Here is a 26,227-nt window from a genome sequence, read left to right as displayed (position 1 = left end):
TGGGGCGTTGTCGAGGATCATTTCTGTCTCCCGTCAAGGATCGCGATAGATATCGCCGTTTTCAACCGTGGCCGGGTTGCGGGCATAGCGGCCGCCTGCGGGTATGGCGATGCGGTCGAAATCCCGCGCCAGCCGATGCAGGGCCTGCCGCATTCCCGCACCTGCCAGCGCCGGCCCATGACCCGTCACCAGAAGCTGCGGCTCCAGCGCGGCCAATTGCTGCGCCGAGCCCCGCGCCGCATCCCAGTCGGGGGTGAAATAGCGCGGCGGCCCGTGCATCTCGGGCTGCTGGACCATGACCTCGTAAGCGGATTCCTGGCCGGTGGCGATCACCGCATCGCCCGCGATCAGGCTGCGGTCCGCCTCGCGCCACAGCGAAACATGCCCCGGCGCATGGCCGGGCGTGTGAAGCCAGCGCCATCCGGGCATTCCGGGCACCGTCCCGTCCGCGGGAAGCGCCTGCAGGCGCGCACCCAGATCGACGGGATCTCGGGGATAGAGCGGCGATAGCAGCGCCATCAGCCCGCCTCCGACCCAAGGATCCGCCGGCGGATAGGACGCGGACCCGTTCAGATATGGAAATTCCAGCGGATGGGCATGGACGGGCACGTCCCATTCCTCGGCCAGGGTGGCGGCAGAGCCGACATGATCGAAATGGCCATGGGTCAGGATGATGGCCGCCGGCCGCGTGCCCGACCCGAAGCGCCGTTCTGCCCGGTCGCGTATCGTGCTGGTCGATGTGGACAGGCCGGTATCGACCAGCACCAAGTCCTCGCCGCCGGGCCGACCGTGAAAGACGCAATTGACGATCGACAGGCGCAGGCAAGCCAGGTCATCCGTCAGGCTGTTCAGCCCGTCGCCCAGGTCGCTGACCGGGGCAAGGCAGGCGGCGTCAAGCGGGATCTGGCTGCTCATGCTTTTCTCCTCAGGATCATGGACGAGGGCTTGGCGAGGCCGACTGAACCCTTTGCGCCCGGGATTGTTCCCGGCACCCCGGATGCGGCAGCGGCCGGCCCGAGCGGCCGAGCAGCGGGAACATTCGCCGCCGTCCCGGGTTGCACCGCCTTGCAGGACAGGAAAAGGAGCGTGGGCGACATGAGCACGGCGCCCGAAGATGTCGATTGCCTGGTGGTCGGCGGCGGACCGGCGGGGTTGCTGGCCGCGGTCTATCTCGGCCGGTTCCGCAGACGGGTTCTGGTCGCCGATGCGGGCGATGGCCGGGCGCTGCGGATTCCCTGTCTCAACAACTGCCCGGGCTTCCCCGAGGGCATCAGCGGCCGCGCATTGGTGGACAGGTTGCGCCGGCAGGCGGTCCGCTATGGCGCGGACTTCATCGACGGCCGCGTCAGCGCCATCATGCGCGACGGCAGCGGCTTTGCCGCGACCTGCGGCACGGTCCGGCTGCGGGCGCGGCGCCTGCTGCTCGCCACCGGCGTCCGGGACACCCTGCCCGACCTGCCCGAGATCGACGAGAACATCGCCCGCCGCACGCTCTGCGTCTGCCCGGTCTGCGACGGCTACGAGGCGACGGACAAGCGTATCGGCGTCATGGGCCGGGACGACCACGCACTGCGCGAGGCGATCTTCCTGCGGACCTATTCGCAGCGGGTTTCGCTGCTTCCATGGCCACCCGGATCAGACATGGCAAAGCTGCGGGCGGATGCGGCCAAGGCCGGTATCACGCTTTGCGAGGACATCGTCCGCATCCTCTCCGATGACGAGGGCTATGTCGCCCTGCTTCGCGACGGCAGCCGGGCTGTGTTCGACGTGATCTATCCGGCGCTCGGCTATGTGGTGCGAGGCGACCTGGGCGGCGGCGACATCGACATGCGCCGCGACGATCTCGGGCATGTCCGGGTGGACGCCCATCAGCAGACCAGCGTCCCGGGAATCTATGCCGCCGGCGACGTCGTGCATTCCCTGAACCAGATCGCCGTGGCCTTGGGGCAGGCCGTCACCGCGGCGACCGCCATCCACAACGACCTGCGCGCCACGCCGCAGGCTGGCAAATCCGGCGACGAGGGCATCATCGGCGGCTGAGCCCTCAGGCCGCGGCCGCCACGGGCGCCTGGTGCCGGTGGTGCATCGGCTTTGCGCCGAGGCCGGATCATGTGCATCTCGCGGCGAGTAGGTCGCGGTCGCAGCCCTATTGGAGAGCACAATGAACTTTTCCGCCCTCGGCTCAAGCCGGGGGCGGATTTTCCCTTTGGACAATGGCTGCGTGGCGCTTAACGGATCAGGACGCTTTCGCCTTCTCCAGCGCGGCCTGGCAGGCAGCCTCGTCACCCTTTTCCAGCGCCGCGCGGGCCTCTTTCAACGCCGCAGCATGGGCGTCCGAGCCGGTCTCGGCCTGTGCCTGTTCCGCAGCCGTGGTGTCGCCCTCTTGCTGGGCTTGCGCATCCTCGCCCGACATCGCCCGATCAGCGACATTACTGCCGGCATCTTGAAGCGGAGCGGTGGAGCCATCCTTGGCGATCTGGTTGCCTTCCTGCCCGTTGCTGTCGCCAGCCTGGGCCTGATCGGGCTTTTGCATCGGCGCCGTCGAGCCGTCCTTCGCTATCCCCTCGGCGGCCTGCTGTGGCATTCCGCTTTCCATCTGCGCCAGATCGGCTGCGCAATCGGCATAAGCGCTGCTGACAGCGGCCAAGGACAATCCGGCTATAAGAACTTTCAGCGATACCTTCATATTCGATTCCTCCCCTGCGCCATGGCGGCGCGGCTGACAACCGGGCAAGCGCCGGAATGTTCCCGCCAAAAAGGCGTTTCGCGCTTGCGGCTTCGGGTCGTGCCCCCGCGCGAACAGGAAAAACGCGCCCGACGCCCAAACCGCTGATGCTCGGATTGTTGCCATAGCCTCCGCTCCGGGCTACCCGGGGCGGAGGCTTTTTGCGTCTAACGGCGATAGGACAGCCCGCCCCACACCCGGCCGTCGTCGCGGTCCCGGCCGCCATGGACGGCGCCGATATAGGCCGCGGCGGCGGCGACAAGGGCGGACGCCGCAAGCAGGAAGGCGGTCAGGATGCTCGTGATGCGCGCCTTCTCGGCCGCATCGGCCGCCTGCTGCTTCGCTTCCTCAAGGCGCTGTTCGGCTTCGGCCTTCAGCTGTTCGGCCTGAGCCTTGGCCTCCTCGATCTTCTTCTCGGCTTCCTGCCGGATCGCCTGCGCCCGGTTCACCGCCTCGTCCACGCGGGCATTGACCTCCTGCTCGCTCAGCCCGGTGCGGGCGGCGACCTGCTGGCGAAGGTAATCGCGATCGGCATCCGAGATTTCCCCGGTGCGGACCAAGTTCGCGAAGATGCCCACCATCTGGCGCTGGGTCTCGGTCGCATCGGCCGCCGCGTCCTGTTGCAGCGTGGTCGCCGGGCTCTGGCCATCCGGTCGCAGCAGGGTATCGGTGATATAGTCCAGCGGATTGGCCTGCATCCCTGCGGGCATGGCATCCTCCAGTGCTGGGGCAGCGGCCTGGCCGACGCCCTGCGCCATGCCGCCGATCGCCTGACCCGCACCCGAGACCACGCCTCCGGCCAGCTGGCCGGCGCCCTGGGCGATCCCGCCTACGGCCGATCCGGTGGCTTGCGCGGCGGTTTCGACGGCGCTTCCGGCCGCACGCAGGCCGCCCGTCACGGCGGATGTCGCCAGAACGGCGCTGACGATGATGCCGATGCCCCAGACAGCCAGGCCGTTGATGCCGTCGCGGACGCTCACCTCATCGCCCGTGGCGGCGCCGACGGGACGACGCATCCGGCCCGCGATATAGCCCCCCAGCCAGTTCGCCGCGACCAGCGAGATCACGGCGAACAGCGCGGTAACGATGAGCCAGCCCATGCTTATGCCGCCATCTTCCCCGACCGAGACCGAGCCCAGTCCCAAAGCTGCAGCAAATGTGGTGAAGACGACGGCGAGGCCCGCCGCCACCACTGCCCCGGCAAAGACAGCTGCCCAATCGACGTAGCTGCCAGCGGATTTTTGCGGAATGTCGATCTCGGCCATCAGCGTAACCCCAGCAAAGACAAGATAAAAAGGACAACGACGACCAGGCCGACCAGGTAAATTATCGAATGCATGTGCTTCGCCCCTCCAGCTATGTGGTTCCCATCGCGTTAAACGTGTCACCAGGGCGATTGGTTGCCGCATGGCCTGAGCTGAGCTACTCCCCGCTCCTTGGACAGTTTTCGGGGATATTTAAGCTACTGCCTGCGCTTGCTGATCGATTTCGATATTGTTGAAGTAAACCACGGCGGGTGGCCGTCCACCATGGGCGGTGTGGGGCCTCTGGTGGTTGTAGAAGGTGATCCATCGGCCAATGGCAGCCTTGGCCTGTGACCCCGTTTCCCAGGCATGCAGGTAGACGCATTCGTATTTCAGGGACCGCCACAGGCGCTCGATGAAGACATTGTCGATGCACCGCCCCTTGCCGTCCATCGAGATGCGGGTGCCGACGCGCTTTAGCCGATCTGTCCAGGCGAAGGACGTGAACTGGCTGCCCTGGTCAGTGTTCATGATCCCCGGCGCGCCGAAGCGGTGGATGGCCTCCTTCAGCGCCTCAACGCAGAAGTCGGCCTCCAGCGTGTTCGAGATGCGCCAGGCCAGAACCTTGCGTGTGAACCAGTCCATGATGGCCACCAGATACAGGAAGCCGCGCCGCATCGGCAGGTAGGTGATATCGGCGCACCAGACCTGGCCGGGACGATCCACCCGCAGCCCGCCCAGCAGGTAGGGCCAGGTCTTGTGGCCCTTCCTCGGCTTGCTGGTGTTGGGCTTCTGATAGATCGGCATCAGGCGCATAAGTCGCATGAGCCGCCGAATGCGCTTCTGGTTCACGCCATGGCCTTCGTTCTGCAGGTGCCAGGTCATCTGGCGAACCCCATAGAACGGCGTGTCGAGGAACTGCCGGTCGATCAGCCGCATCAGGCCGAGGTTCTGATCCGTCTCTCCAGCCGGCTCGTGGTAGAACGACGAGCGCGAGATCGACAGCAGGCGGCACTGCGCCCCGATGGACAGCGCCGGGTGGTTCCGTTCGATCATCCCACGCCTCACTTTCCGGTCCACGGCTTGAGCTTTCGTGACAAAAAATCGTTGGCGACAGCCAGCTCCCCGATCTTGGCATGCAGTGATCGGACCGTCTCTTCATCCACCTCCGTCGAGGGCTTCTTGCCGCCGCGCTCGAAGATATCCGCAGCTCCGTCGAGCAGCGCCTTCTTCCATTGATGGATCATCGTCGGATGCACGCCGTATTCGCCCGCCAGCTCTGACACAGTGCGCTCGCCCTTAACGGCCTCGAGCGCCACGCGCGCCTTGAAGCCCGCGTCATGGTTTCTGCGTTTCCGCATTCCTGATCTCCTCGTTCTTGGAGACCAGCAAACGTCAGATCGTAGCTTCCGTCACTGTCCGATTTCCGGGGAGCAGCTCAGTTCGCAAAACCATGGAGGCGCGTAGCATCCTGCCGGTGGTCCCGATGCGCAAGTCTCGCAGGCTCCGTGTCGCTGTCGATCGCAGGCTCTACCGGCTGCGGAACCTTGTCGAGCGGTGCTTCAACAAGCTCAAGAACGCTCGCCGTGTCGCCACCCGCTACGACAAGACCGCCGAAAGCTTCCTTGGCTTCATCGATATCACGTCGATCCGCCTCTGGCTCCGCCATTTGTCAACATGACCTAGTTCCCGGTGTCGCGGCAATCAATGCATGCAGAAAATGATGCCCAGTGATTGACGCATCGCATGGGGCTGCCTAAATATGTTTGTGACTACTCACTAACTAACGGGGTGCCCCGTGCGAAAGTCAGCGGAGCTTCGCAAGGCCGAGATCGTGGCCACCGTGCTCGACCTGGCCGACCGGATCGGACCGGACCGGGTGACGACGGGGGCGGTCGCGTCGCAGATCGGCGTCACGCAGGCCGCGCTGTTCCGGCACTTCCCGACCAAGGCGGCACTCTGGCAGGCCGTTGCCGAGCATGTGGCCGAGGGGCTGGCAACGGCGTGGGAGGATGCATTGCGCCTCGGAGACACGCCGGTCGTCAGGTTGCGTGCACTGATTTCCGCACAATTCGCGCAGATCGACGCGACCCCCGCGCTGCCGATGCTGCTGTTTTCGCGTGAGTTGAATGTCACCAATGCGGAGCTGCGCGCCACCTTTCACGGCAGGCTCACGACCTTCCACGGCCTTCTGGCGATGGAGGTCAGAGCCGGCCAGAAAACCGGCGCGTTGCGCGGCGACATCGCCGCAAACGATGCGGCGGCGCTGCTGACGTCGCTCGTGCAGGGCGTGGCGATCCGCTGGGCGCTCGGCGCCCGCGATTTCGACTTGCGAGCCGAGGGGCTGCGCCTGTTCGACGCACAGTGCCGGCTTTTGGCTGCGGAAGGAGAATAGACGATGCGGCGCATCTGGCTGTCGGGTCTTCTTCTGGCGGCGGCTGTCGCTGCCGGCTTTCTGATCTTCACCGAACGTCCGCTGACGGTGGTGGTCGTTCAGCCCGAACATGATGTCGACCTTCGCATCTACGGGCTCGGCACCGTCGAGGCGCGGATACTCAGCCGTGTCGGCTTCGAGGTGGGCGCTGCCTTGGCCTCGCTGGCCGCCGATGCCGGGGACAGCGTGGCCAAGGGGCAGGAACTGGCCGTCCTTCACTCTGCCGAGCAGGAAGCGCGCGTTGCCCGCGCGGGCGCAGCGGTGACGGCCAATGAGGCCAATCTTGCCAAGGCCACCGCAGCGGTGGTGCGCGCCCATGCCGTTCTGGCCGAGCGCGAAGCGGCGAACCGCCGCCAGCAAGGGTTGGTACAGCGTGATATTGCGTCGGTCCAACGCGCCGAGGAAGCGCAACGCGACGAGGATGTGGCCCGCGCCGATCTGGCCGTGGCCGAGGCTGATGTGGCAGTGATCCGGGCGCAGGGCCTCGACGCGGCGGCGGCCCTGCGGCAGGAGGAAGCCCTTCTCGCCCACCACCGCCTGCTTGCCCCCTATGACGCGCTGGTCGTCGCCCGCCATGCCGAGCCGGGCACGGTGGTGAAGGCGGGCGATGCGATCTTCACCCTGATCGACCCGGCCACCATCTGGATCCAGGCCTATGTCGACGAGGAACGGGCCGGGCAGCTCGTCGCGGGCCAGCCGGCCACGATCCGGCTGCGGTCGCAGCCCTCGGCCGAATTCCACGGCGCCATCGCCCGCATCGGCCTCGAAAGCGACCGGGTGAACGAGGAACGCCGCGTCTGGGTGACCTGCGCCGACTGTCCGGCCGAGATGTTCCTCGGCGAACAGGCCGAGGTGCGCATCACCACCGGCACCCGCGCCAGTGCGCTGATGGTGCCGGAGGTGGCGATCACCGGCTTCGACGGGCATCGCGGCACGGTCTGGACCGTGCGGGACGGACGCCTCGCGCGGGTGGAACTGACGTTCGGCGCCCGCGACGACCGCGGCCGGGTCGAGGTCACGGGCGGCCTGCCGGACGGCGCCGCCATCGTCGCCCGCCCGCCGGCGGGCGCGGCCGAGGGCCGCCGCGCGCGCATCGGCGGGGCGACATGAACCTTGCGCTCAAGGACATCCGCCACGGGCTGTTCCGCTTCGTCCTCACCTGTTTCGGGCTGGGGCTGCTGATGACGGTCGTGCTGGCGATGATCGGCATCTACAACGGCCTCGTCTCGGACGCGCTGGCGGTGGTAAAGGCACCGGCCGCAGATGTCTGGGTGGTGGAGGCCGGCACCAAGGGACCGTTCGCGGAAGCCTCCAGCATCCCCGTCGACACGCGCGACGCGGTGGCGCGAATGCCCGGCGTGGCCGAGGCCGGTGCGGTCAACTACCAGAACGTCGAAGCGCCTCATGCCGGGCGCACACTGCGACTCTATGTCGTCGGCTACGATCCGGGCCGCCCGGGCGGGCCGCAGGCGATCGCCGAGGGGCGCGGCATCGGCGCGGGCCATTTCGAACTGGTGGCCGACCGCAAGACCGGCCTGCTGCCCGGCGAGACGATCCGGCTCGGGCGCGACCGCTTTACCGTGGTCGGGCTGGTCGAAGGGGCTATGAACTCGGGCGGGGATCCGGCGGTCTATGTGACGCTGGCCGACGCGATGGCGCTTCAGACTGAACTCGACCCCGCCGCCCAGCGGGTGCAGGCCGCGCGCGGGGCTGTCTCTGTCAAGTCCGCATCGGTCGCCGCCATAATTGCCCGCATGTCGCCGGGCGCCGATGTCGATCTGCTGACCGCGACCGTGCGCCAATGGAAGCACCTCGCCGCCATGACCCAGGCCGAACAGGAGGAACTGCTGCTCGCCTCGGTGGTCGACAAGGCGCGCCGCCAGATCGGGCTGTTCCTCGGCATCCTTCTCTCCGTCAGCGCCGTGGTGATCGCCCTCATCATCTACACGATGACCATGGAGAAGCTGAAGCAGATCGCCACGCTGAAGCTGATCGGCGCGCCCGACCGCACCATCATCGCGCTGATCGTGCAGCAGGCGCTGATCCTCGGCGCCTCAGGCTGGGGGATCGGCCTGATGCTGATCCTTACGGTGAAGGACTATTTTCCCCGTCGCGTGGTGCTGGAGCCGTTCAACGTCATGGTCCTTGCCGGCATCATCGCCGCCGTCTGTCTTCTATCCTCGGCGCTCGGCGTGCGGGCGGCGATGAAGGTCGACCCGGCCACAGCGCTCGGGAGCTGACCGACATGGCGCTCGGCGACATCCTCATCGAGGTCTCGAACGTAGCCAAGCATTTCGGCGAGGGCGAAACCCGCGTCGATGCCCTGCGCGCGGTCGATCTGACCGTGCGGGCCGGCGAGGTGATCGCACTGCTCGGTCCGTCCGGTTCGGGCAAGACGACGCTGCTCAACATCATTGGCTGCATCCTCGCCCCATCGGCGGGACGAGTGGTGCTGGACGGCGAGCCGGTCTTCGACGGCAAATGGCTGCGGCGCGACCTGAGGCGGCTGCGTCTCGACAAGATCGGCTTCATCTTCCAGAGTCACAACCTGCTGCCCTTCCTGACGGCGCAGGAGAATGTCGCGGTCGTGCTCGATCTTGCCGGCCTGGCCGCCGAGGAAGGCCGGACGCGGGCGCGCGAACTCCTGGACTATCTCGAAGTCGGCCACCGCGCGATGGTCAAGCCGGCGCTGCTGTCGGGCGGCGAAGCGCAGCGTGTGGCGATTGCCCGCGCGCTGGCCAACCGCCCTCGCATTATCCTTGCCGACGAACCCACCGCAGCCCTCGACGGCGCCCGCGCCGGGCTGGTGATGGACCTCATGCGCAAGCTCGCGGTCGAGCAGGAAGCCTGCATCGTGACCGTCACCCATGACGAAAAGATCTTCGACCGTTTCGACCGCCTGATCCACCTGCGCGACGGCCATCTGGTCAGCACATGACGGGCAGGATTCAGGAGGCAGACATGACCACAAGACCCCGCACGCCGATCCTCGCCCTTGAAAAGGTATAACCAAGATGCAGCCGACATCCTATTCCAGAACCCAGATCGCCCTGCACTGGACGATTGCGGCCCTCGTTTTTTTCCAGATCCTCATGCATGACGGCATCGTCAAGGTATGGGACGGGCGGATGGAGGGCACGCTCCCGAACCAGCCGACAATCAATCCCCATGCCATTGCCGGCGCGCTGATCCTCGTGCTGGTCCTGTGGCGGCTGGTGCTGCGCCGTCGGCGCGGCGTCCCCGGCCTGCCGGAAGGCGAGCACCCGGCCCTGAAAGTTCTGGCCACGGGCATGCATGCGGCTCTCAACCTCCTGCTGATCCTGATGGCGCTTTCGGGAATGGCGGCGTGGATTTCCGGCGTCGAGGCGATCGGCGAAGCCCACTCCATCGCGCGGCTGGCGCTGGTTCCGCTGGTCCTCCTGCATGTCCTCGCCGCACTTTACCATCATTTCTGGCTCAAGACCGATGTGCTGCGGCGCATGCTTGGCCGGGCCTGAGGCGGGGTCCGTTCCGCGCGCCGCAACCCGCAACCCATGGCAGGCCGGGCCACACCCGCCCGGACGCTCCCCAAACCCCGAACTTCGGAGGCAGACATGACGAGACGACCGCGCAGCCAGACCGTTGCCGCCGCCGTCGCGGTAATCTTCGGCCTGCTGACCATCGTTTCGGGCGGCAGGGCGCTGTTCGGCGGCGTCGATATGGGCGCAGTGGTGCCATTCGTGCTGTGGTTCAACTTCTTCGCGGGCTTTGCCTATGTCCTGGCCGGGATCGGCCTGTGGCGCGGCGCGGGCTGGGCGCCGATGCTGGCGATTGCCATTGCCACGGCCACGGTGGCCGTCTTCGCTGCCTTCCTGTGGCATGTCGGTGCCGGCGGCGCATGGGAAGCACGCACCATGGGCGCGATGATCCTGCGCAGCGCCATCTGGATAGCCGTCGCGGCCTTTGCATTTCGGTGCCATAAGCCATCCGATTGATACTCACCCAGCCAGCGATGGCGGCTGCCAGCCGCGACCTCGCCAGCCAGGAGCCTGACATGAAGCGCTTTCCACCTGTTGACCTGTCACTGACCCTTTCGCTCGTCACCGTGCTCGGCATGGCAATGGCGGCGGCCGGCAGGTGGCTGCCAAGCGGAGCTTTCGACGCTCTGGAGCTGCCGGGACTGGTGCTGGTCTATCTGGCTGGCGGCCTGCCCACCGGCTGGCGCGCGCTGTCGGAACTGTGGCGCGCGCGCGTGCTTGACATCGACCTGTTGATGATCGTCGCGGCAATCGCCGCCGCAATCGTCGGCGCCCCGTTCGAGGGTGCGGTACTGCTGACGCTGTTCAGCATCTCGACCACGCTGGAGGAACGCGCGCTTGGCCGCGCCCGCCGCGCCATCGAGGCCCTGATGGCGCTGCGCCCCGAGACCGCCTTGCGCAAGACCGCCAACGGCGCTGTCGAGGAAGTTCCCGCCGAGGTGCTGACCGTCGGCGATGTAGTGGTGCTGCGCCCCGGCGCCCGGGTGCCCAGTGATGGCGTGGTCGTCACCGGGCGCGGCGGCATCGACGAGGCCAATATCACCGGCGAATCCATGCCGGTGTCGAAAGAGGCCGGTGCGCAGGTGTTCGAGGCCACGATCAATCTGGACGGCGTGCTGGAGGTTGAGGTCACGCGCAGCGTCAGCGACAGCACCATCGCCCGCATGATCCGGCTGGTAACCGAGGCACAGGCCGCCCGCGCGCCCTCCGAACGGTTCAGCGAATGGTTCGGACAACGCTACACGGTCGCGGTGCTGGCGGGTGCGGTGATCGCCTTTGCCACGTTCTGGTGGCTGGGCGGCGACTGGGAACTGGCGCTTTACCGCGCCGCCACGCTGCTGGTCGCCGCCAGCCCCTGCGCCATCGTCATTTCCGTCCCCGCCGCGATCCTGTCGGCCCTTTCGGCGGCGGCGCGGGGCGGTGTTCTGTTCAAGGGCGGCGGCGCGCTGGAGACGCTGGCCGAGGTCGATATCTTCGCCTTCGACAAGACCGGCACCCTGACCACCGGCCGCGCCGAGATGACGGAAATCGTCGCTCTGGATGGCGACGAGGCCGGGTTCCTGTCGCTGCTGGCGGGGCTGGAGGCGCATTCCGAGCACCATATCGCCGCCGCGATCCGCCGTGAGGTCGCCAGCCGCGGGCTTGATCCGGCGCAGGTGGCCGATGTGAACGCCCGGCCAGGCATCGGCATCGAAGGGTCCGATGCGCTTGGCCCGGTCTGGGCGGGCAATGCCTATCTTGCCGAGGACATGAAGGCCGCAACGGATCACCCCGCGTTGCAGGCGCTGGCGGATGGCGCCAATACGGTCGTCTATCTGGGTCGCGGCGCCACCGTGCTGGGCGCCGTCAGCGTGGCGGATGAGGCACGGGCCAGTTCCGCCGGGGCGATCGCGGCCCTGCGCGACAGTGGTGTCCGCCGCATCGTCATGATGACCGGCGATCGCAGGTCGGTGGCGCTGCGCATCGGCGCCCGGCTTGGGCTGGGGCCCGAGGAGACTCACGCCGAAATGCTGCCACAGGACAAGGTTCGCGCGGTTGGCGAATTGGCCGCAACCGGCCGCGTCGCCTTTGTCGGCGACGGCGTGAACGACGCCGCGGCGCTGGCCCGCGCCGATGTTGGCATCGCCATGGGCGCGGCCGGGTCCGAGGTGGCGCTTCAGGCCGCCGATGTGGCGCTGCTGTCCGAGGATATGGAGCGGCTTGCGGACGCGCACCGCCTGTCGCGCCGAACGTCAAGGGTGATCCGGCAGAACCTGACCTTCGCCATCGGCGCCATGGTGGTTCTGGTCATCGGCGGGCTGTTCTTCGATCTGCCGTTGCCGCTGGTGGTGATTGGCCATGAAGGCGGCACCGTGCTGGTGGTGCTGAACGGGCTGCGGTTGCTGTCGGACCCGATCCGCCGGCCGAAGGCGTCTGTTGCCGGACAGGCGCTGACGGGTGTCGCGCAGCCCACCTGAACCGTGGGGATGCGCTCACCCCCGAAAGACGCGCAGATGCGGAAACGCGCCCTTTTCCAGATAGGCTTCCTCCTCGGGCGTCGATCTGCGGCCAAGGATGGCGTTGCGGTGCGGGTGGCGGCCAAAGCTGGCGATGATGCGGCGCACCTGCCCCGCTTGATCGACGAGCGAGGCATAGAGCGGCCGCAACGGCGCCGGCGCGCGGGCGGCGATGTCGCGGCGCAGGGCGATCAGCCGGTCGATGCGGGCCAGATGGTCCGACCCCTCTGCATGGCCCAGGGGCTGGGTGAAGGCGATCTGGAACCACGGCAGGCCAAGTGCCGCCCAGTCTCCGTTTTCCAACCCTTCTAGCGCCTGCGCCAATGCCGCCGGGTCTTGCGCCCAAGCCCGCGGGCTGCCCCGCCACAGCGAGCGCGGGAACTGGTCCAGCACCACGATCAGCGCCAGCCGGCTCTCGGGCGTCCCTGCCCAATGATCCAGCGCTCCCGCCGCGCCGCGTTCGGTCAGCGGGCCAAAGCGCGCCGCAATCGTACCGTCCGCGCCGCCATGCATCCGCCAGCGCCATAGCTCGGCATGGCGGGCGGTGTCGATATCCAGCGCCCGGCCCTCGGGGAACCAGAAATCCAGAACCTCGCCGATCTGTCTGGCATCATTGCTATCGGTCATGTCATCCCCCATGAAAACGCCCCCGCGCCATGGGCACGGGAGCGGAATTGTTGATGAGGCACACGCGCCTAGGCGGTCGCGGGCACCGCTGCCGGCACAGGTCGGCGCCCGCCGGGCCCGCGCGGGACGCGCAGCAGGCGCATGGCGTTGGCGATCACCACCAGTACCGAAAGCTGATGGATCAGCATGCCCTCGGCCATATGCACATCGCCGTTGAACACGCCCGCCAGCAGCCCGGCCACCGTCAAGAGCGCAATGACAAGGTTCTGGCGCATGTTGCGCAACGTCGCGCGCGAGATCGCCGTGGCCTCGGCCAGCATGTCCAGATCGTTAGCCATCAGCGCGATGTTGGCGGTCTCGATCGCCACGTCGGACCCCGCAGCACCCGTGGCGATCAAGGTATCGGCGGCGGTCAGCTCGGGAGGTCGTTGATGCCGTCGCCGATCATGGCGACTTGGTGCCCTCGGCCTGAAACCGAGGGATAAGGTGGAGCTTGTCGTCGGGCAGACGAGCGGCGGGAACCTGTAGCTGCTCGCGGTTAGCCTGGTGATGTGCCGGATTCCAATGTCATGAAGCCGGGCGATGGCCGGCGGCCGAGGGGCACAATTGATCGAAAGGCACAAGATTCCCGCGATGCACCCATCGAGAGGAACGATCACCAGCGTATGCCCACGCTCCGGAAGCGCGGCCAATGCCAACGCCGAGGCATCGTCAAAGGCGATGCCAGGTTCGAGTAGTCTTCACGATTTCGCGACAAATGCGTGGCAAGTTCCACTCTTGACCTGCATCAACGAGTCTGAATCCTTCCTGCGATACACGAAAGCACAGTGGCCACTATAGAAAGAACTCGCCGCGATGCAGCACATCAAGCTCACCTTCTGGGGCGCTCTGGCACTGTTGACCGTTTTGTGGCTGGTCGCGGAGCCCACGGTATTCCAACCGGCCAATTTCTTCGTGCTTCGGGGAACGATGGTCCAGTACACTGGCATCATCGCCATGGCTGCAATGAGCGTTGCCATGATCTTGGCGCTGCGGCCGCGCTGGCCGGAACGGTGGTTCGGCGGGCTGGACAAAATGTACCGGCTGCACAAATGGCTGGGCATAGCGGCTCTCGTCATTTCGGTGATCCATTGGCTGTGGAGCCAAGGGCCGAAATGGGCGGTGGGCTGGGGCGTGATCGCGCCGCCGGTGCGCGGTGAGAGGCCGTCCCTGGAAAATCCGATCGAGCAGTTTCTCATGAGCCAGCGCGGGACGGCGGAGGGTCTAGGCGAATGGGCGTTCTATGCTGCTGTGCTGCTGATCGCGCTGGCGCTCATCAAATACTTCCCCTACCGGCCGTTCTATAAAACGCACCGCTTGTTGGCCGTCGTCTACCTGATACTCGTGTTCCATGCCGTGGTGCTGACCACGTTCAGCTACTGGACGTCGCCAATCGGCGCGGTGATGGCGCTGCTTCTTGCGGCAGGTACTTATGCGGCGGTCGTAGTCTTGCTACGCCTCGTCGGTGCGGGGCGGCAGGTTCGGGGCAGGATCGCCTCGCTCCATTACTATCCGGGTGTGAAGGCTCTCGAGACAGAGATCGAGGTGCAACAGGGCTGGCCCGGCCACAAGCCTGGCCAGTTTGCCTTCGCCCTGTCCGACCGTACCGAAGGGGCTCATCCCTACACGATCGCCTCTGCCTGGAACGAAAAGGATCCACGCATCACCTTCGTGACCAAGGAACTCGGCGACCACACCAGCCGTCTGCGCGAGAAGCTGAACGTGGGCCAGGAGGTCAGGATCGAAGGGCCGTATGGCTGTTTCGACTTCGACAACGGTCAGCCCCGGCAGATCTGGATCGGCGGCGGCATCGGCATCACGCCGTTCATCGCCGGCATGAAGCATCTGACGCAAGAACGGCGCGTGCATCTGGTCCAGCCTCATCCCGTAATCGACTTGTTTCACACGACCGCCGACTATGACGAGAAGGCCATCGCCAAGCTGACGGCGGATGCGAAATCGGCGGGCGTCCGTCTGCATGTCCTGGTTGATTCCCGCGACGGCCTACTGACCGGCGAGCGTATTCGTGCGGCTGTGCCGGATTGGCGCGACGCCAGCATTTGGTTCTGCGGTCCGACGGGGTTCGGTGAGGCGCTGCGGCGGGATTTTGCCGCGCAGGGACTGCCAGTCGCGAAGCGGTTCCATCACGAGCTATTCGCCATGAGGTAAGTTTGATCTCTAGGCCATGCAATAGAGCGCAGCGGCCCGGATTCCGCGTCGCGACCTGATGCGTAAGTCTGTCGCACAAGCTTTGACTTTTGCATCGGGCTTTTGCGACAGGATTTCCAAGAAAAATGCCGGCGATTCTGTCGCGAAACTTGGGCAGACCATCCTAAAACCTTTGAAGGGATTCCTGCTGCGGTTGGCGCATAATAGAATCAGCTTATAACCACGTGCCGAAGAGTTTTAAGACATTCTCCTCCTCAAGTTGAGCGACGCAGGACAAACAGGGGAGCTCGACACTGCACAGGGCGATTCTGGTCATGTCTAGTTCACCGCAGCTACCTCATTATTGCCTGCCGATTCAATATGTTCTGTCCTCTCAGGATCAACATTATTCAAATCGGCACGGAGACCTTGCATGAATACACAGGCGCAGGACTGGGACGATCTGCGATTGTTTCTTGCCGTAGCCCGAGCGGGATCGCTTTCGGGCGCGGCACGGGTGCTTGGCGTGACCCATTCAACCGTTTTTCGTCGCATCGGCGCTTTCGAGCAGCGGATGGGTGTACGACTTTTTGACCGGCTGCCCGGCGGCTATGCCCTGACGGCCGCCGGCGAAGAGATGCGCGATTCTGTCACCTGCATCGAGGAGGAGGTTGCGGCGCTGGCGCTGAAGGTCACCGGGCAGGATCAGCGGCCAAGCGGGATGATCCGTATCACCGCGACCGACCTGTTGGCCGTCGGGGTTCTTCCGCGGCATATCGCGGCGTTCCGGGCGGAATGGCCGGGGATCGAGATCGAGGTGGTCGTAGCCGATACCGTGCTCGACCTGACACGGCGCGAAGCCGATGTCGCGTTGCGGCTTGGCAATCCGGGGCAGGAAACACTGGTCGGACGGCGGGTCGGGCGGTTGGCCTTCGCTATCTATGCAGCGCCCGGCCTTCATGCGCGAGGGCTGAGCGACCCGGCCGATGGCGACTGGATCAGCTACGGCGCGGCCCATGGTCCGCTCAGCCGCAGTCTGGCGCGCTGGTGGCCGCAAATGCGGCAGGTTTACCGGACGAACTCGATCATCGCCGCCCATGCCGCGGCGCAAGCGGGGATCGGTGTTGCAGCCCTGCCCTGCGTGGTTGCCGATTGCGACCCCGCACTGATTCGCGCCGCCGCATTGCCCGAGGATTTCATGCTGGATCTCTGGGTGCTGACCCATGAAGACCTGCGCCACACCGCGCGCATTCGCATCTTCGTGGATTTCATGGCCGCAGCCCTGGCCGCCGATGCCGATCTGCTGGAGGGGCGCTGCCCATGCAAGGCGATACCGGCAGGGGCATGACGCCTCTGCCGGTCCGGCCCCTTTCTGACTTGCGCAAATAGGCCTCAGTTGAAATTCTGCCAGCCCGGATGCTCGAAATGCTCGCCATAGGCGTTCAACGCCTGAACAATCGTCACCGCGCCAGTCTCGACCTCGCCGGCTTCCAATGCCGAGATACCGGTCATCACCTCCCCGAGGACGATATGGAACTGCTCGTCCACCTCGGGTTCCAGCACACAGTTCTCGACCATGAAATCGACCTGCTTCTGGACATCGGCAGCGACCCCTTTCGCAACCTCGGCCGGCAGGGTGCCGTTGTGGATCGCGTCCAGGTTCGCGGCCATGGTTCCGTGAATCGCGGTCATGCCGGTGATCATGTTTTGATCGCCCTGCCATTTGACGCCATCGTTCAGCGTGATCTTGATGGCCCCCGCGCCATGGCCGTCATGTCCCTGGGATTGCGCGGCAGCAATGCCGGATGGCCCCAGCGCAAGGGCGAGAGCGACAGCGACGGTGGTGAAAGATTTTACAGTCCGCACGGTGATCTCCTGTATCTGCTAAGTGGTTCTGGCCGCGGCCGGCATCGACAGAAGCGCCGGGCTTGGGATAGACATAGGCTGTCCGTTCTCGCACGAGAATTGACGAAACCTGCAAAGACCTGTTGCACGAATGGACAGACCTCAGGCACGAACCAGTCCCTCGCGGCCTGCCGCCGATACCATCGGGCTGTCGAACAGCGCCCCGACGGCATGGGCCCGGATGCCGCCTGCCTCGCGCATGAGAAACAGAGCATCGAGGGAAAGGCGTGCAGCGAGTTCGCCGCCAGCCTGCGGACCCTGCACCATCAGCGCGGTTGCCCAGGCATCGGCTTCGGCGCAGCTGCTCGTGACGACCGTGACCGAGGCCGGCGACGACCGCAGCGGGCCGCCCGTCGCCGGGTCCATCGTATGCGACAGGCGCTGGCCCTGAACGGTGATATGATGCCGGTAATCGCCCGAGGTGGCGACGGCGGCATCTTGCAGCATCAGGACCGAGTGGGGCGCGCGGCGTTCGGGATCGGGCGCCTCGACGGCAACGGTCCAGGGCATGCCGTCGGGCCGCAGCCCGGAGGCCCGCATCTCGCCGTCGATGCCAACAAGGAACCCGGTGATGCCGAAGCCCTGCAACATTTCGGCCAACCTGTCGACGCCGTAGCCCTTGGCGATGCCATTCAGGTCGAGCGTGATGGGTGCATGTTTTCGCGCCAACCCGGCCGTGCGGTCGATCTCCAGCACCTCATGCGCGGGCGGGCGCGTGGTTACCATGGTCGCACGGATAGCTCCGGCATCGGCCTCCTCGGGGCCGAAACCCCAGGCGCGCACCGCATCGCCCATGCCGATGTTGAAAGCACCGCCCGATACAGCCCCGATCCGCAGCCCGAGGTTCAGCACCTCGGCCAAGCCGGCAGGAACGGCCACCCAGGCGCCTGCGGGCGCCCGGTTTAGGCGCATTAAGTCGCTGTCGGGTTGCCATGTCGACATCGCGGCATCGACCTCCGTCACGACCGCTTGCAGGGCAGCCTGCACCGGGGCGGGGTCCAGCCCGGCATCGGCGTGGAAAAGCGCCGACCAGCGCGTGCCCATGGTCGGGCCGTTCAGTGCGTGGCGGCCCGGGTCAGTAGATATCTTCGGCATAGCGCCCCTCCGCTTTCAGCGCGAGCGGGGTAAGGCCCGTCGGCGCGAGGATGTCGGTCAGCGCATCGGCCACACCCGAGGCCATGTCGCGCCCGCCGCAAACCATGATGCGCGCCCCTTCTTGCACCAGCCGGATCAGTTCAGCGCTCTCGGCCCGCAGCGAGTGCTGGACATAGCGCGGCTTTGCCCCGCGCGAGTTCGCGGTGGTCAATCGCGCCAGACGGCCATCGACCTGCCAGCCGGCCAGATCGTCGCGATACAGGAAATCGCTGTCGGGGTGGCGCATCCCGAAGGCCAGATGGATGGGCCGCTTGCTGCTGTTGCCCCGGATGAAGCCCGCAAGCGGGCCGATGCCGGTGCCGGCGCCGATCAGGATCAGCGGCGAGCGTCCTGCTGCGGCATGGAAAGCCGGATTATGCCGGACCAAGGCGCGGATCGCCTGGCCCGGCTCCAGCGCCAGAAGCTGACCCGAGCAGAGGCCGCCGGGATGCTTGCGCACCACGATCTCGACGAACCCGTCGCGCCGTCCGGACGCCAGCGAGTAGAAGCGCGGCAGGTCCGCACCCTCGGGCAGAACGCCGAGGAGATCGCCGGCCTGAAACCGGCCAAACCCCCGACCTGTCAGCCGTTGCAAAAACGTCGCCTCGGGTAGGGCAAAGCGCAGGATCGTGGTCGGCGCCTGCACCTCCGCCCCGTAATCACGGCGCGAGATCAGGGTGAGCCGCCCCGTCACCGGCGGGGTTGGCACATGTTCGAGCGTAAGCTCGATCCCCAGCGCCGCCCCCAGGGCGCGGCCCCAGCGGGCGAAATCCTGCGGCGACTGGCGATCGACCGTGTCGAAGGGCATCAATTGCGCCCAGCCTTTGGCAGCAGCCCGACTCGCGACTTCATCGGCGAACGCGCAGAACGCGGGAAAGCTGCGATCGCCGAAACCAAGCACGGCAAGCGGGGCCTCAGGGACAGATTCCAGCGCCGCGAGGCGTTCAATGAACCCCTTCGCCGTGGCGGGAGCCTGTCCCTCGCCCCAGGTGGCGGCGAGAATGACGAACCGTTCGGCCTGCGGATAGCGCGCCGGCTCGAAACCGGACATTGGCGCGACATGAACATGCTGGCCCGCCGTGGTCAGCGCATGTTGGAGCGTCGCAGCGAAACCCCAGGTGCTGCCGCCCTCCGAGCCCACCAGCAGGATGGTCGCAGCGCCTTTTGCAGGATGATTGCCACGGAGACGCGGTCTTGACCGCCGCCCCGCGAACCAGAGCACAAGACCACTCACCCCCATTGCCGGCACGCCGAGCGCCAGCACACCCAGCACGAGGCCGAGAGATGCGGCCCCCTGCCCGGTATGCAGCATGTAGATGGTTTCAGATATCCGTTCCCACATCGTCAGCTCGGCCCAGGCCAGAAGCTCACCCGTCCCCTGATCGAGATAGCCGGTGCCGCGATCCGTCTTCAGAGTGAAGGCGTCCGTGGCGTCGCCAGGATAGGGAAAGCTCAGCTCGCGCAATTCCGTGACAGCAATCACGGAGAGCGGCTCCATCGCAGCAAGCAAGACCCCGGTGCTGCCGCTGACCTCAGTCGGAAAGGTCGGCGGTGCGGCTCCATCCGGCAGAAGATCGAAGGTCGAGGCGGCCATCCACAGTGCAGTCGCCGAGGACAAAACCAGCCCCGTGACCGCCACGCGGGCGATCCCGGTATGGATGCGGCTCGACGCCGGCCCGCGCAAAGGGGCGAACCAACGCCGCCAGCCGCCCATGCGCCGCGCGACTAGCATCGCGCCGGAGACCGACAGGATCAGCATCGCCACGGCGCCAATGGCCATGGCGATACGACCGGCATCGCCTAGGAATAGCGAACGGTGAAGGTTGGTCAACCAGCGTTTGACCGGATCGGGATCGGCGCTGGCGATACCCTTGCCGGTCGCCGGGTCGATTACCGCGGCGCCGGGCGTGCCGTCGTCGAACCAGAACGCGGTGATCCGGCCCGACGGCGCGCGCCGGATCTGCTCCACCCCCGGATAGGCAGCCAGGATACGTCCTGCGAGATCGGCGACCGTCAGCCCGGCCTCGGCCTGCGGCGTGGAAAGCCGCTCGGCCGCGGGAAAGACCGAGAGCGCCGCGCCGCTCAACGCAAGGGCCATGACGAGAATGAGGGCCAGCAGACCCGGCCAGCGATGCAGCGTGCGGATCATGGCGTTGCCTCACATGTCGTAGCGGAGGCTGGCGACATACCTGCGGCCGGGCGCAGGCTTTCCCGCTCCTGCCGTCGTCAGCGGCACGGCGATGTCGTTCGGGCTGTCGCGCATGTCCTCCACGGCGGCGTCGACATGCAGCGTATAGCCCGCATCGAACAGCGCATCGGCAAGGTCGAGGGTGATTTCGAGTGACCGGCCCGCGCCGACACTGGCGCCGGTGATGCCGTCGACCTGCGCCAGGTCGCCGCCGGTGGCGCGATACCAGTCGCTGAGATGTTCGTAATACTTCGACTTGCCGCCGGCCATCCACAGGGTTCCGGCATACGCCCCCTGCGCATCGGTGACGTAGAGGACGAGATAGGCACCATCGCCACCGTACGTGTTCAGGGTGGTGGTGAGGGTAACCGGCCGGGCCATGGCAAGGCTGGGCGCCACCAAGGCCGAAGTCAGCGCGAGTGCTGCAAGGATGGATTTCATGACTCTGCTCTCTTCTGCCTGATATATCAGTTCACCCGCACAACGGGCGGGGTGCCGTTCTGGAACAGCGGATTGGAGGGGGGTGCCGACGGAGCGACGGTGGGTGCATTGCCGCGATCCCGCTCGCGGATCTGCTGACCATCCCTGTGGCGCAATTTGACGACCTGCAACGTCGCGGGATCCAGTTTGGCCTTGATGCGACGGCCCTGGGCATCGCGTCCCTTGACCTCCCAGCAGCCGTCGTCCGCCTCGATCTTCTCAACATGCCAACCGAGGCCGGTTACCGCCTGCATTACCGCTTCGCGTGGTTGCCAGGCCCCGTGCCCCACATGGCAGTCGTCACCTGCCATCGCCCCCGCCGCAGGCAATACCGCGAGAGCGGCTACGGCGATCAATAGAGTTTTCATGGTTCGAATGTCCTTTACGATCATCTCGGGGGCACTTTCCCGGCTATGGCCGAGGCGAACGCCCGTGTGGAAAGAGGTCCACCTCGATGATGAGGTGGACCCTTGCAGCCATCAGTTGCGCTTCTCGGGCTTGGTGCCGTCGCTCCAGCGTTTGACCTTGCCGTCGATCACCTCGAGCGTTCCGGGATCGACGGTCATCTTCAGGCTGTTGCCGCCCTGGTCGATGACGTTCAGTTCGTAGCAGCCGTCGTCGAGTTCCATTTTCGAGATGGTCCAACCGAACTCGTCGGTCACTTGAATGAGAGCTTCCCACGATTGCATGTTCTCGGTCGGCACGTTGCATTTCTCACCAGCGAACGCGGCCCCGGCGGGGATCGCGAGGGCCAATGCGGTGGCGGTCAGGATGGTTTTCATGGCTATGCTCCTCAGCCTTGGTTGCCTGATGAAACCAATCTGGAGGGGGCGGCTGACGTGATCCTGATCGCCACGGAAAACCTGCGTCAGCTTCTCGTCAGCCTGCCGCGACGAACCGCAGCGGTTGCACAAAAGAAACAGGTCCCGCCAAACAGGCGGGGCCAGAACAGCGGGAATACGTAACGATCAGGTCACGTCATTTGTGCCGGGAGGGCGCTTTCGGCCCGTGACCATGGCACGGGGCAGGTTCTCCCGATGGCGCCATGAGGTGACGGCCACACCCCCAACATGCAAGGCCACGAGAACCAGAGCCATGTTGGCCAGCATTTCATGCACCTCCTTCAAGGTCTTATCCCCTCTGACTTCCCGGTTTCCGTGCTCGCCCGCAACCGTCACGGCCCGGGCTTCCTCGATCGATTGTTCGAGCAGCCAGCCGCTCAGCGCGGTGCCGGAAAGCGTGACCATGAGTGCCACGATCATCGCGGCGCCGGCCGGGTTGTGCCCGAGATGGCGTCGCTCGCGCCCGTGCAGCATGTCCCCGAGATAGGCCAGCGTCGCGGCGGGGCCACGCACGAATTGCGTGAAACGGGCATGGCGGCTGCCAACGAAACCCCAGATCAGGCGAAGGGCAAGCAACGCCGCCACCGCGTAACCGGCCGCCTCGTGAAGCGGCTGCACCTCGTCCGCCGCGAGCCATGCCACTGCAAAGGCGGCAACCAGACCCCAGTGAGAGCTGCGCACCAACGGATCCCAGACCAGCACCGTGCGCGTAGTATCGGCGACGTCCTGAATGCCGTCACCCTTCATCATCTCAGTCATGTTTGTGCTCTCTGCCCTCACGGGAGCGCCGATCATCTCCGTCCTTGTATTCGATCTCGATCACCTGAAGCGTGCCGGGATCGACCGTCACCTCGATGCGGCGTCCTTCCCGGTCTGTGCCTTTTATCTCGTAGCAGCCGTCGTCGATTTTGATGCGCCGCACCACCCATCCGTTTTCTTCCGCGAGCCGCACTACCGCGCTTCTTGGCTGCCAATCTGCCAGCGGCACGGCACAGTCGTCGCCGGCAAGTGCAGCCCCGGACGGAAGGGCCGCGAGAAAGGTCAGAATTGTCAGCGATCTCTTCATGGACCACACTCCGTATAACGGCCATTGGATGACATTCTGCGCCACGAACCTGACGGGATGCTGAAGCCCGGGGCGTCCCGCCATCAGCTTTGCGTCAGCCTGGATCGCCATAATGGCCAGAGGCAAACGAGTAGGAAGATCATGCGGATCCTGCTGATCGAGGATGATACCGTTCTGGGTGCCGCCGTGCGGGACCAGATCGCCGCGGGTGGCCAGTCGGTGGATTGGGTCACGCGTCTGGACGCGGCCGGCGATGCGATGGCCGGCACCGGCTATGATCTGGTATTGCTGGACCTCATGCTGCCCGACGGACGCGGCATCACCTTCCTTCGGTCGCTGCGCACCAGCGGCGACGTGACGCCGGTGATCATCCTGACCGCGCTGGACCAGATTTCGGACCGGATCGAAGGTTTGAACGCCGGTGCCGACGACTATCTGGTGAAGCCCTTCGATCTGGCCGAGCTTTCCGCGCGGATCGGCTCGGTCGCGCGGCGCTATAGCGGCAATCCCAACCCGATCATCGTCCACGGCGCGCTTGCCGTCGACCTTGCCTCGCGCAGCATCCGCCGCGACGGCCGGCCGGTGCAGCTCACCGCACGTGAATGGGCACTGTTCGAGGCGTTCCTCACCCGCCCGGGGCATCTTCTGTCCAAGGCACAGCTTGAGGAAAAGCTTTATGCCTTCGATACGGAGGTGGAAAGCAACACCATCGAGGTCCATGTCAGCCGGCTGCGCAAGAAGCTGGGCGCCGAGGTGATCGAGACCGAGCGCGGGTTGGGCTACCGGCTAGGTTCGCCATGACGATGCCACGCAGCCTTCAGATGCGGTTGGGGGTGTCGCTGGGTATCCTTCTGACGCTTCTGTGGATCGCGGCCGCCGCCGTCACGGCGGTCATGCTGCGGCACGAGATGGACAGGATCTTCGACTCGTCGCTACAGGAGGCGGCGCAGCGCCTGCTGCCGCTGGCCGCTGTCGAGATCGTCGGACGTGAGGAGGAAGGTGTGACACAACACCTTGCCGACCTGCGCGACCACGACGAATTCCTCACCTATATCGTGCGCGATGACGAAGGGCGAATTCTTCTGCAATCGCATGAGGCCGATCCCGCCATCTTCCCTGAATGGGACGGGCCGGGCTTTCGCACGACCGCAACCCATCGCCTGTATGGCGAGGACGCCCTCCAAGGCACGATCCGCCTCACGGTCGCCGAGCCGCTTGCCCATCGCGCGGCGGCGGCACGCGATGTCTGGGCGGGCCTGGGGTTGCCGTTGCTGGTATTCATCCCTGCCGCACTGTTGGCGATCGTATTGACTGTCCGCTCGGGTCTGGCCCCGTTGCGCCGCTACCGCGACCGGCTGGCCGCGCGTTCGCCGCGCGACCTCGCCCCCGTCGCCTGCGACGATCTTCCCGTCGAGGCCGCCCCGGTGGGGGCGGCGATCAATGTGCTTCTGGCGCAACTCAAATCCACATTCGAGGCCGAACGCACCTTCGCCGCCAACGCAGCGCATGAATTGCGAACACCGCTCGCAGGCGCAATCGCGCAGGCCCAGCGGATACAGGTAGAAACGAAAGATACCGGTGCCGGCCACAGGGCCGCCGAGATCGAGGCTTCTCTGAAGCGGCTGGCCCGGATCGCGGAACGGCTTCTGCAACTGGCCCGAGCAGAAGGCGGGCGGTTACGGCTCGATCACCTATCCGATCTTCGCATCACCGCCCGTCTGGTCGTGGACGATATCGAGAGGACAGCACCGAACCGGATCGCGCTCGCCCTGCCGGAGCACCCGGTAATGTCCGACCTCGACCCCGATGCGTTTGGCATCATCGGCCGCAACCTCATTGAGAACGCCCTGCGGCACGGCGCATCTGACAAACCGATCACGGTAAGCCTCAGTGAGGACGGCACGTTCCGCGTCGCCAATGACGGCCCCGTCGTGCCCGCCGAGGCGCTTGGCCGGCTGACCCGTCGTTTCGAGAGGGGGGCAGCCAAAACGGAAGGTAGCGGGCTTGGCCTTGCCATCGTCGCCGGCATTGCGGACCGGATTTCGTCAAAGCTCACCTTGCAATCGCCGAGGCCGGGAAGCTCGTCCGGCTTTGAGGCGATCGTGGTTCTCCCGATAGCTTCACGGAAGCTGAGCAAGGCTGCCGGCTGCTCTGCCCCCTCGAAACTGGATCGTTTAGAGCTGGAGTTTTCGGCTAACCTTCCCCGGCTGGGACAGGAGCTGAAAACGATGAAGGCATCGAAGTTCACGGAAGCGCAGAAGGCGTTCATTCTGAAGCAAGGCGAGGAAGGCACGTCGGTTGCCGAGATCTGTCGGAAGGCTGGGATCGGCCAGTCGACCTATTTTGCCTGGAAGAAGAAGTATGGCGGGCTGCTGCCCGACGAGATGCGGCGGTTGAAGCAGCTTGAGGACGAGAACGCGCGGCTAAAGCGGATCGTGGCGGACCTGACGCTCGACCGGCAGATGTTGCAGGATGTTGTGCGGCGAAAGCTCTGAAGCCGGCGCGGTCGCGTGAACTGGTTCGCGGGATGTGTGCAGACTGGGCGGTTTCGATCCGTAGGGCATGTGGGGCCTTGCGATTTGACTGCTCGAGCTACCACTACAAATCCCGCCGCACCGATCCGGCAGAGCTGAAACGGCGGATCCGGGAGATCTGTGAGACGCGTGTGCGCTATGGCTATCGCCGCGTTTACGTTGTCCTAGACCGGGAGGGCTGGGAGGTCAGCATTAAGATGGTCTATAACGTTTACAAAGCCTTGGGACTGCAGCTGCGGAACAAGACCCCAAAACGGCGGGTGAAGGCCAAGTTGCGTGACGACCGTGCGGAAGCCGTCGGGCCGAATGATGTATGGGCCATGGATTTTGTCCATGACCAACTGGCCTTGGGTAAAAAGCTGCGGATCCTAACCATTGTCGACACCCATTCCCGCTATTGCCCCGCCACGGACGTGCGGTTCCAATATCGCGGCGAGGACGTGGTCACGACGCTGGAACGGATCTGCACAAAAGTCGGCTACCCGAAGACAATCCGGGTCGACAACGGCAGCGAATTCATCTCGCGCGACCTGGATCTCTGGGCCTACGCCAAGGGCGTGACGCTCGACTTTTCACGCCCCGGCAAGCCGACAGACAACGGCTTCATCGAGGCTTTCAATAGTAAGCTCAGGTCCGAATGCCTGAACGCGCACTGGTTCATGAGCCTTGCGGACGCGGCCGAAAAGCTGGAGGATTGGCGCAGACACTACAACGATGATCGACCCCACAGCGCCATCGGATACAACGTCCCGAGCGCGCTGCACTTTCCCGACGGCGTCACCAGCCCGCCGCCGTGACAAAGGCCGGAAACTCCGGCTTTAGATGGTCCAAAATTGGTAGGCAGGGCA

26 protein-coding genes and 2 pseudogenes are annotated in these 26,227 nt (G+C 65.6%); 14 read left to right on the top strand and 14 right to left on the bottom strand.

The window, feature by feature from the left end; genetic code table 11:
• Positions 1-33: 33 nt before the first annotated feature.
• The gene (locus ASV56_RS14970) at positions 34-915 is read right to left on the bottom strand and encodes an MBL fold metallo-hydrolase (RefSeq protein WP_062562817.1); all 882 of its coding nucleotides are present in this window, start codon (positions 913-915) and stop codon (positions 34-36) included.
• Between the two features lie 180 nt (positions 916-1,095).
• On the opposite strand from ASV56_RS14970, the gene ASV56_RS14965 reads away from it, so the two are divergent.
• Complete coding sequence (locus ASV56_RS14965) at positions 1,096-2,040, top strand: NAD(P)/FAD-dependent oxidoreductase (protein ID WP_062562816.1); 945 nt, start codon at positions 1,096-1,098, stop codon at positions 2,038-2,040.
• A gap of 196 nt (positions 2,041-2,236) precedes the next feature.
• Here the strand turns inward: ASV56_RS14965 and ASV56_RS14960 are convergent, their stop codons facing one another.
• The 3 genes from ASV56_RS14960 to ASV56_RS14950 form a co-directional block, all read right to left on the bottom strand.
• Positions 2,237-2,686 (bottom strand): hypothetical protein, encoded by a 450-nt coding sequence (locus ASV56_RS14960; RefSeq protein ID WP_062562815.1) that lies wholly within the window; start codon positions 2,684-2,686, stop codon positions 2,237-2,239.
• A 206-nt stretch (positions 2,687-2,892) separates the two neighbouring features.
• Positions 2,893-4,134 carry a hypothetical protein gene (locus ASV56_RS14955; protein ID WP_253880062.1) on the bottom strand — a complete coding sequence of 414 codons (1,242 nt, stop codon included), beginning with the start codon at positions 4,132-4,134 and terminating at the stop codon, positions 2,893-2,895.
• A gap of 48 nt (positions 4,135-4,182) precedes the next feature.
• Positions 4,183-5,330, bottom strand: a protein-coding gene (locus ASV56_RS14950; protein ID WP_437435906.1) for an IS3 family transposase whose coding sequence is annotated in 2 segments (ribosomal slippage) — positions 4,183-5,075 and positions 5,075-5,330 — 1,149 coding nt in all. Because the reading frame shifts where the segments join, the coding sequence is not laid out codon by codon here.
• A gap of 101 nt (positions 5,331-5,431) precedes the next feature.
• Between ASV56_RS14950 and ASV56_RS14940 the strand changes: the two are divergent.
• The 8 genes and pseudogenes from ASV56_RS14940 to ASV56_RS14905 all read left to right on the top strand — a co-directional run.
• Positions 5,432-5,650: pseudogene (locus ASV56_RS14940) on the top strand (transposase); the annotation flags it as partial.
• 153 nt (positions 5,651-5,803) lie between these two features.
• Entirely contained in the window at positions 5,804-6,364 is a 561-nt protein-coding gene (locus ASV56_RS14935; RefSeq protein ID WP_233352081.1) for a TetR/AcrR family transcriptional regulator, read from the top strand.
• Positions 6,365-6,367: 3 nt separating this feature from the next.
• Positions 6,368-7,513: an efflux RND transporter periplasmic adaptor subunit gene (locus tag ASV56_RS14930; protein ID WP_062562811.1), complete on the top strand. Its 1,146-nt coding sequence runs from the start codon at positions 6,368-6,370 to the stop codon at positions 7,511-7,513.
• Positions 7,510-8,643 carry an ABC transporter permease gene (locus ASV56_RS14925; RefSeq protein WP_062562810.1) on the top strand — a complete coding sequence of 378 codons (1,134 nt, stop codon included), beginning with the start codon at positions 7,510-7,512 and terminating at the stop codon, positions 8,641-8,643. Before ASV56_RS14930 ends, ASV56_RS14925 begins: the two co-directional genes overlap by 4 nt.
• Positions 8,644-8,648: 5 nt before the next feature.
• Positions 8,649-9,341, top strand: a complete 693-nt coding sequence (locus ASV56_RS14920) for an ABC transporter ATP-binding protein (protein WP_062562809.1) — start codon at positions 8,649-8,651, stop codon at positions 9,339-9,341.
• Positions 9,342-9,417: 76 nt separating this feature from the next.
• Positions 9,418-9,900: a cytochrome b/b6 domain-containing protein gene (locus tag ASV56_RS14915; protein ID WP_062562808.1), complete on the top strand. Its 483-nt coding sequence runs from the start codon at positions 9,418-9,420 to the stop codon at positions 9,898-9,900.
• A gap of 96 nt (positions 9,901-9,996) precedes the next feature.
• Entirely contained in the window at positions 9,997-10,377 is a 381-nt protein-coding gene (locus tag ASV56_RS14910) for a hypothetical protein (protein ID WP_062562807.1), read from the top strand.
• A 59-nt stretch (positions 10,378-10,436) separates the two neighbouring features.
• Complete coding sequence (locus tag ASV56_RS14905; RefSeq protein WP_062562806.1) at positions 10,437-12,377, top strand: heavy metal translocating P-type ATPase; 1,941 nt, start codon at positions 10,437-10,439, stop codon at positions 12,375-12,377.
• Positions 12,378-12,392: 15 nt separating this feature from the next.
• Here ASV56_RS14905 and ASV56_RS14900 read toward each other — a convergent pair whose 3' ends face one another.
• Together ASV56_RS14900 and ASV56_RS24165 are read right to left on the bottom strand one after the other, a co-directional pair.
• Positions 12,393-13,043 (bottom strand): DUF924 family protein, encoded by a 651-nt coding sequence (locus ASV56_RS14900; protein WP_233352082.1) that lies wholly within the window; start codon positions 13,041-13,043, stop codon positions 12,393-12,395.
• 68 nt (positions 13,044-13,111) lie between these two features.
• On the bottom strand, positions 13,112-13,411 hold the full coding sequence (locus ASV56_RS24165; protein WP_199286329.1) for a hypothetical protein: 300 nt from the start codon (positions 13,409-13,411) through the stop codon (positions 13,112-13,114).
• Positions 13,412-13,898: 487 nt separating this feature from the next.
• Between ASV56_RS24165 and ASV56_RS14890 the strand changes: the two genes are divergently transcribed.
• Together ASV56_RS14890 and ASV56_RS14885 are read left to right on the top strand one after the other, a co-directional pair.
• A complete protein-coding gene (locus tag ASV56_RS14890; RefSeq protein ID WP_062562803.1) occupies positions 13,899-15,251 on the top strand; it encodes a ferredoxin reductase family protein in 1,353 nt (450 codons plus the stop codon).
• Positions 15,252-15,663: 412 nt separating this feature from the next.
• Positions 15,664-16,578 carry a LysR family transcriptional regulator gene (locus tag ASV56_RS14885; RefSeq protein ID WP_062562802.1) on the top strand — a complete coding sequence of 305 codons (915 nt, stop codon included), beginning with the start codon at positions 15,664-15,666 and terminating at the stop codon, positions 16,576-16,578.
• 44 nt (positions 16,579-16,622) lie between these two features.
• Here ASV56_RS14885 and ASV56_RS14880 read toward each other — a convergent pair whose 3' ends face one another.
• The 8 genes from ASV56_RS14880 to ASV56_RS14845 form a co-directional block, all read right to left on the bottom strand.
• Positions 16,623-17,096: a hypothetical protein gene (locus tag ASV56_RS14880; protein ID WP_062562801.1), complete on the bottom strand. Its 474-nt coding sequence runs from the start codon at positions 17,094-17,096 to the stop codon at positions 16,623-16,625.
• Between the two features lie 141 nt (positions 17,097-17,237).
• On the bottom strand, positions 17,238-18,230 hold the full coding sequence (locus ASV56_RS14875) for an FAD:protein FMN transferase (protein ID WP_062562800.1): 993 nt from the start codon (positions 18,228-18,230) through the stop codon (positions 17,238-17,240).
• Positions 18,211-20,418, bottom strand: a complete 2,208-nt coding sequence (locus ASV56_RS14870; RefSeq protein WP_062562799.1) for a PepSY domain-containing protein — start codon at positions 20,416-20,418, stop codon at positions 18,211-18,213. Before ASV56_RS14870 ends, ASV56_RS14875 begins: the two co-directional genes overlap by 20 nt.
• A gap of 9 nt (positions 20,419-20,427) precedes the next feature.
• Positions 20,428-20,898 carry a DUF2271 domain-containing protein gene (locus tag ASV56_RS14865; protein ID WP_062562798.1) on the bottom strand — a complete coding sequence of 157 codons (471 nt, stop codon included), beginning with the start codon at positions 20,896-20,898 and terminating at the stop codon, positions 20,428-20,430.
• Between the two features lie 26 nt (positions 20,899-20,924).
• On the bottom strand, positions 20,925-21,305 hold the full coding sequence (locus ASV56_RS14860) for a PepSY domain-containing protein (RefSeq protein WP_062562797.1): 381 nt from the start codon (positions 21,303-21,305) through the stop codon (positions 20,925-20,927).
• Positions 21,306-21,416: 111 nt separating this feature from the next.
• A complete protein-coding gene (locus tag ASV56_RS14855; RefSeq protein ID WP_062562796.1) occupies positions 21,417-21,719 on the bottom strand; it encodes a PepSY domain-containing protein in 303 nt (100 codons plus the stop codon).
• 186 nt (positions 21,720-21,905) lie between these two features.
• Positions 21,906-22,538 (bottom strand): cytochrome b/b6 domain-containing protein, encoded by a 633-nt coding sequence (locus ASV56_RS14850; protein ID WP_062562795.1) that lies wholly within the window; start codon positions 22,536-22,538, stop codon positions 21,906-21,908.
• On the bottom strand, positions 22,531-22,845 hold the full coding sequence (locus ASV56_RS14845; protein WP_062563333.1) for a PepSY domain-containing protein: 315 nt from the start codon (positions 22,843-22,845) through the stop codon (positions 22,531-22,533). The genes ASV56_RS14850 and ASV56_RS14845 overlap by 8 nt, the downstream gene beginning before the upstream one ends.
• Before the next feature lie 141 nt (positions 22,846-22,986).
• Here ASV56_RS14845 and ASV56_RS14840 point away from each other — a divergent pair, with 141 nt between their 5' ends.
• The 3 genes and pseudogenes from ASV56_RS14840 (at position 22,987) to ASV56_RS14830 (ending at position 26,176) form a co-directional block, all read left to right on the top strand.
• Positions 22,987-23,646: a response regulator transcription factor gene (locus ASV56_RS14840; protein ID WP_062562794.1), complete on the top strand. Its 660-nt coding sequence runs from the start codon at positions 22,987-22,989 to the stop codon at positions 23,644-23,646.
• Positions 23,643-24,959, top strand: a pseudogene (locus ASV56_RS14835) (ATP-binding protein); the annotation flags it as partial. The gene ASV56_RS14840 and the pseudogene ASV56_RS14835, both read left to right, overlap by 4 nt.
• Before the next feature lie 114 nt (positions 24,960-25,073).
• Positions 25,074-26,176 (top strand): IS3 family transposase gene (locus ASV56_RS14830; RefSeq protein ID WP_156429039.1). Its coding sequence is split into 2 segments (ribosomal slippage): positions 25,074-25,335 and positions 25,335-26,176, totalling 1,104 coding nucleotides; the frame shifts between segments, so codons are not numbered across the junction.
• Positions 26,177-26,227: the final 51 nt, after the last annotated feature.

The sequence above is a fragment of the Paracoccus aminovorans genome (assembly GCF_001546115.1).
Lineage (GTDB): Bacteria > Pseudomonadota > Alphaproteobacteria > Rhodobacterales > Rhodobacteraceae > Paracoccus > Paracoccus aminovorans_B.
The sequence above is the reverse complement of the archived record's forward strand: the minus strand, read 5'-3'. Positions and strand labels throughout refer to the sequence as shown.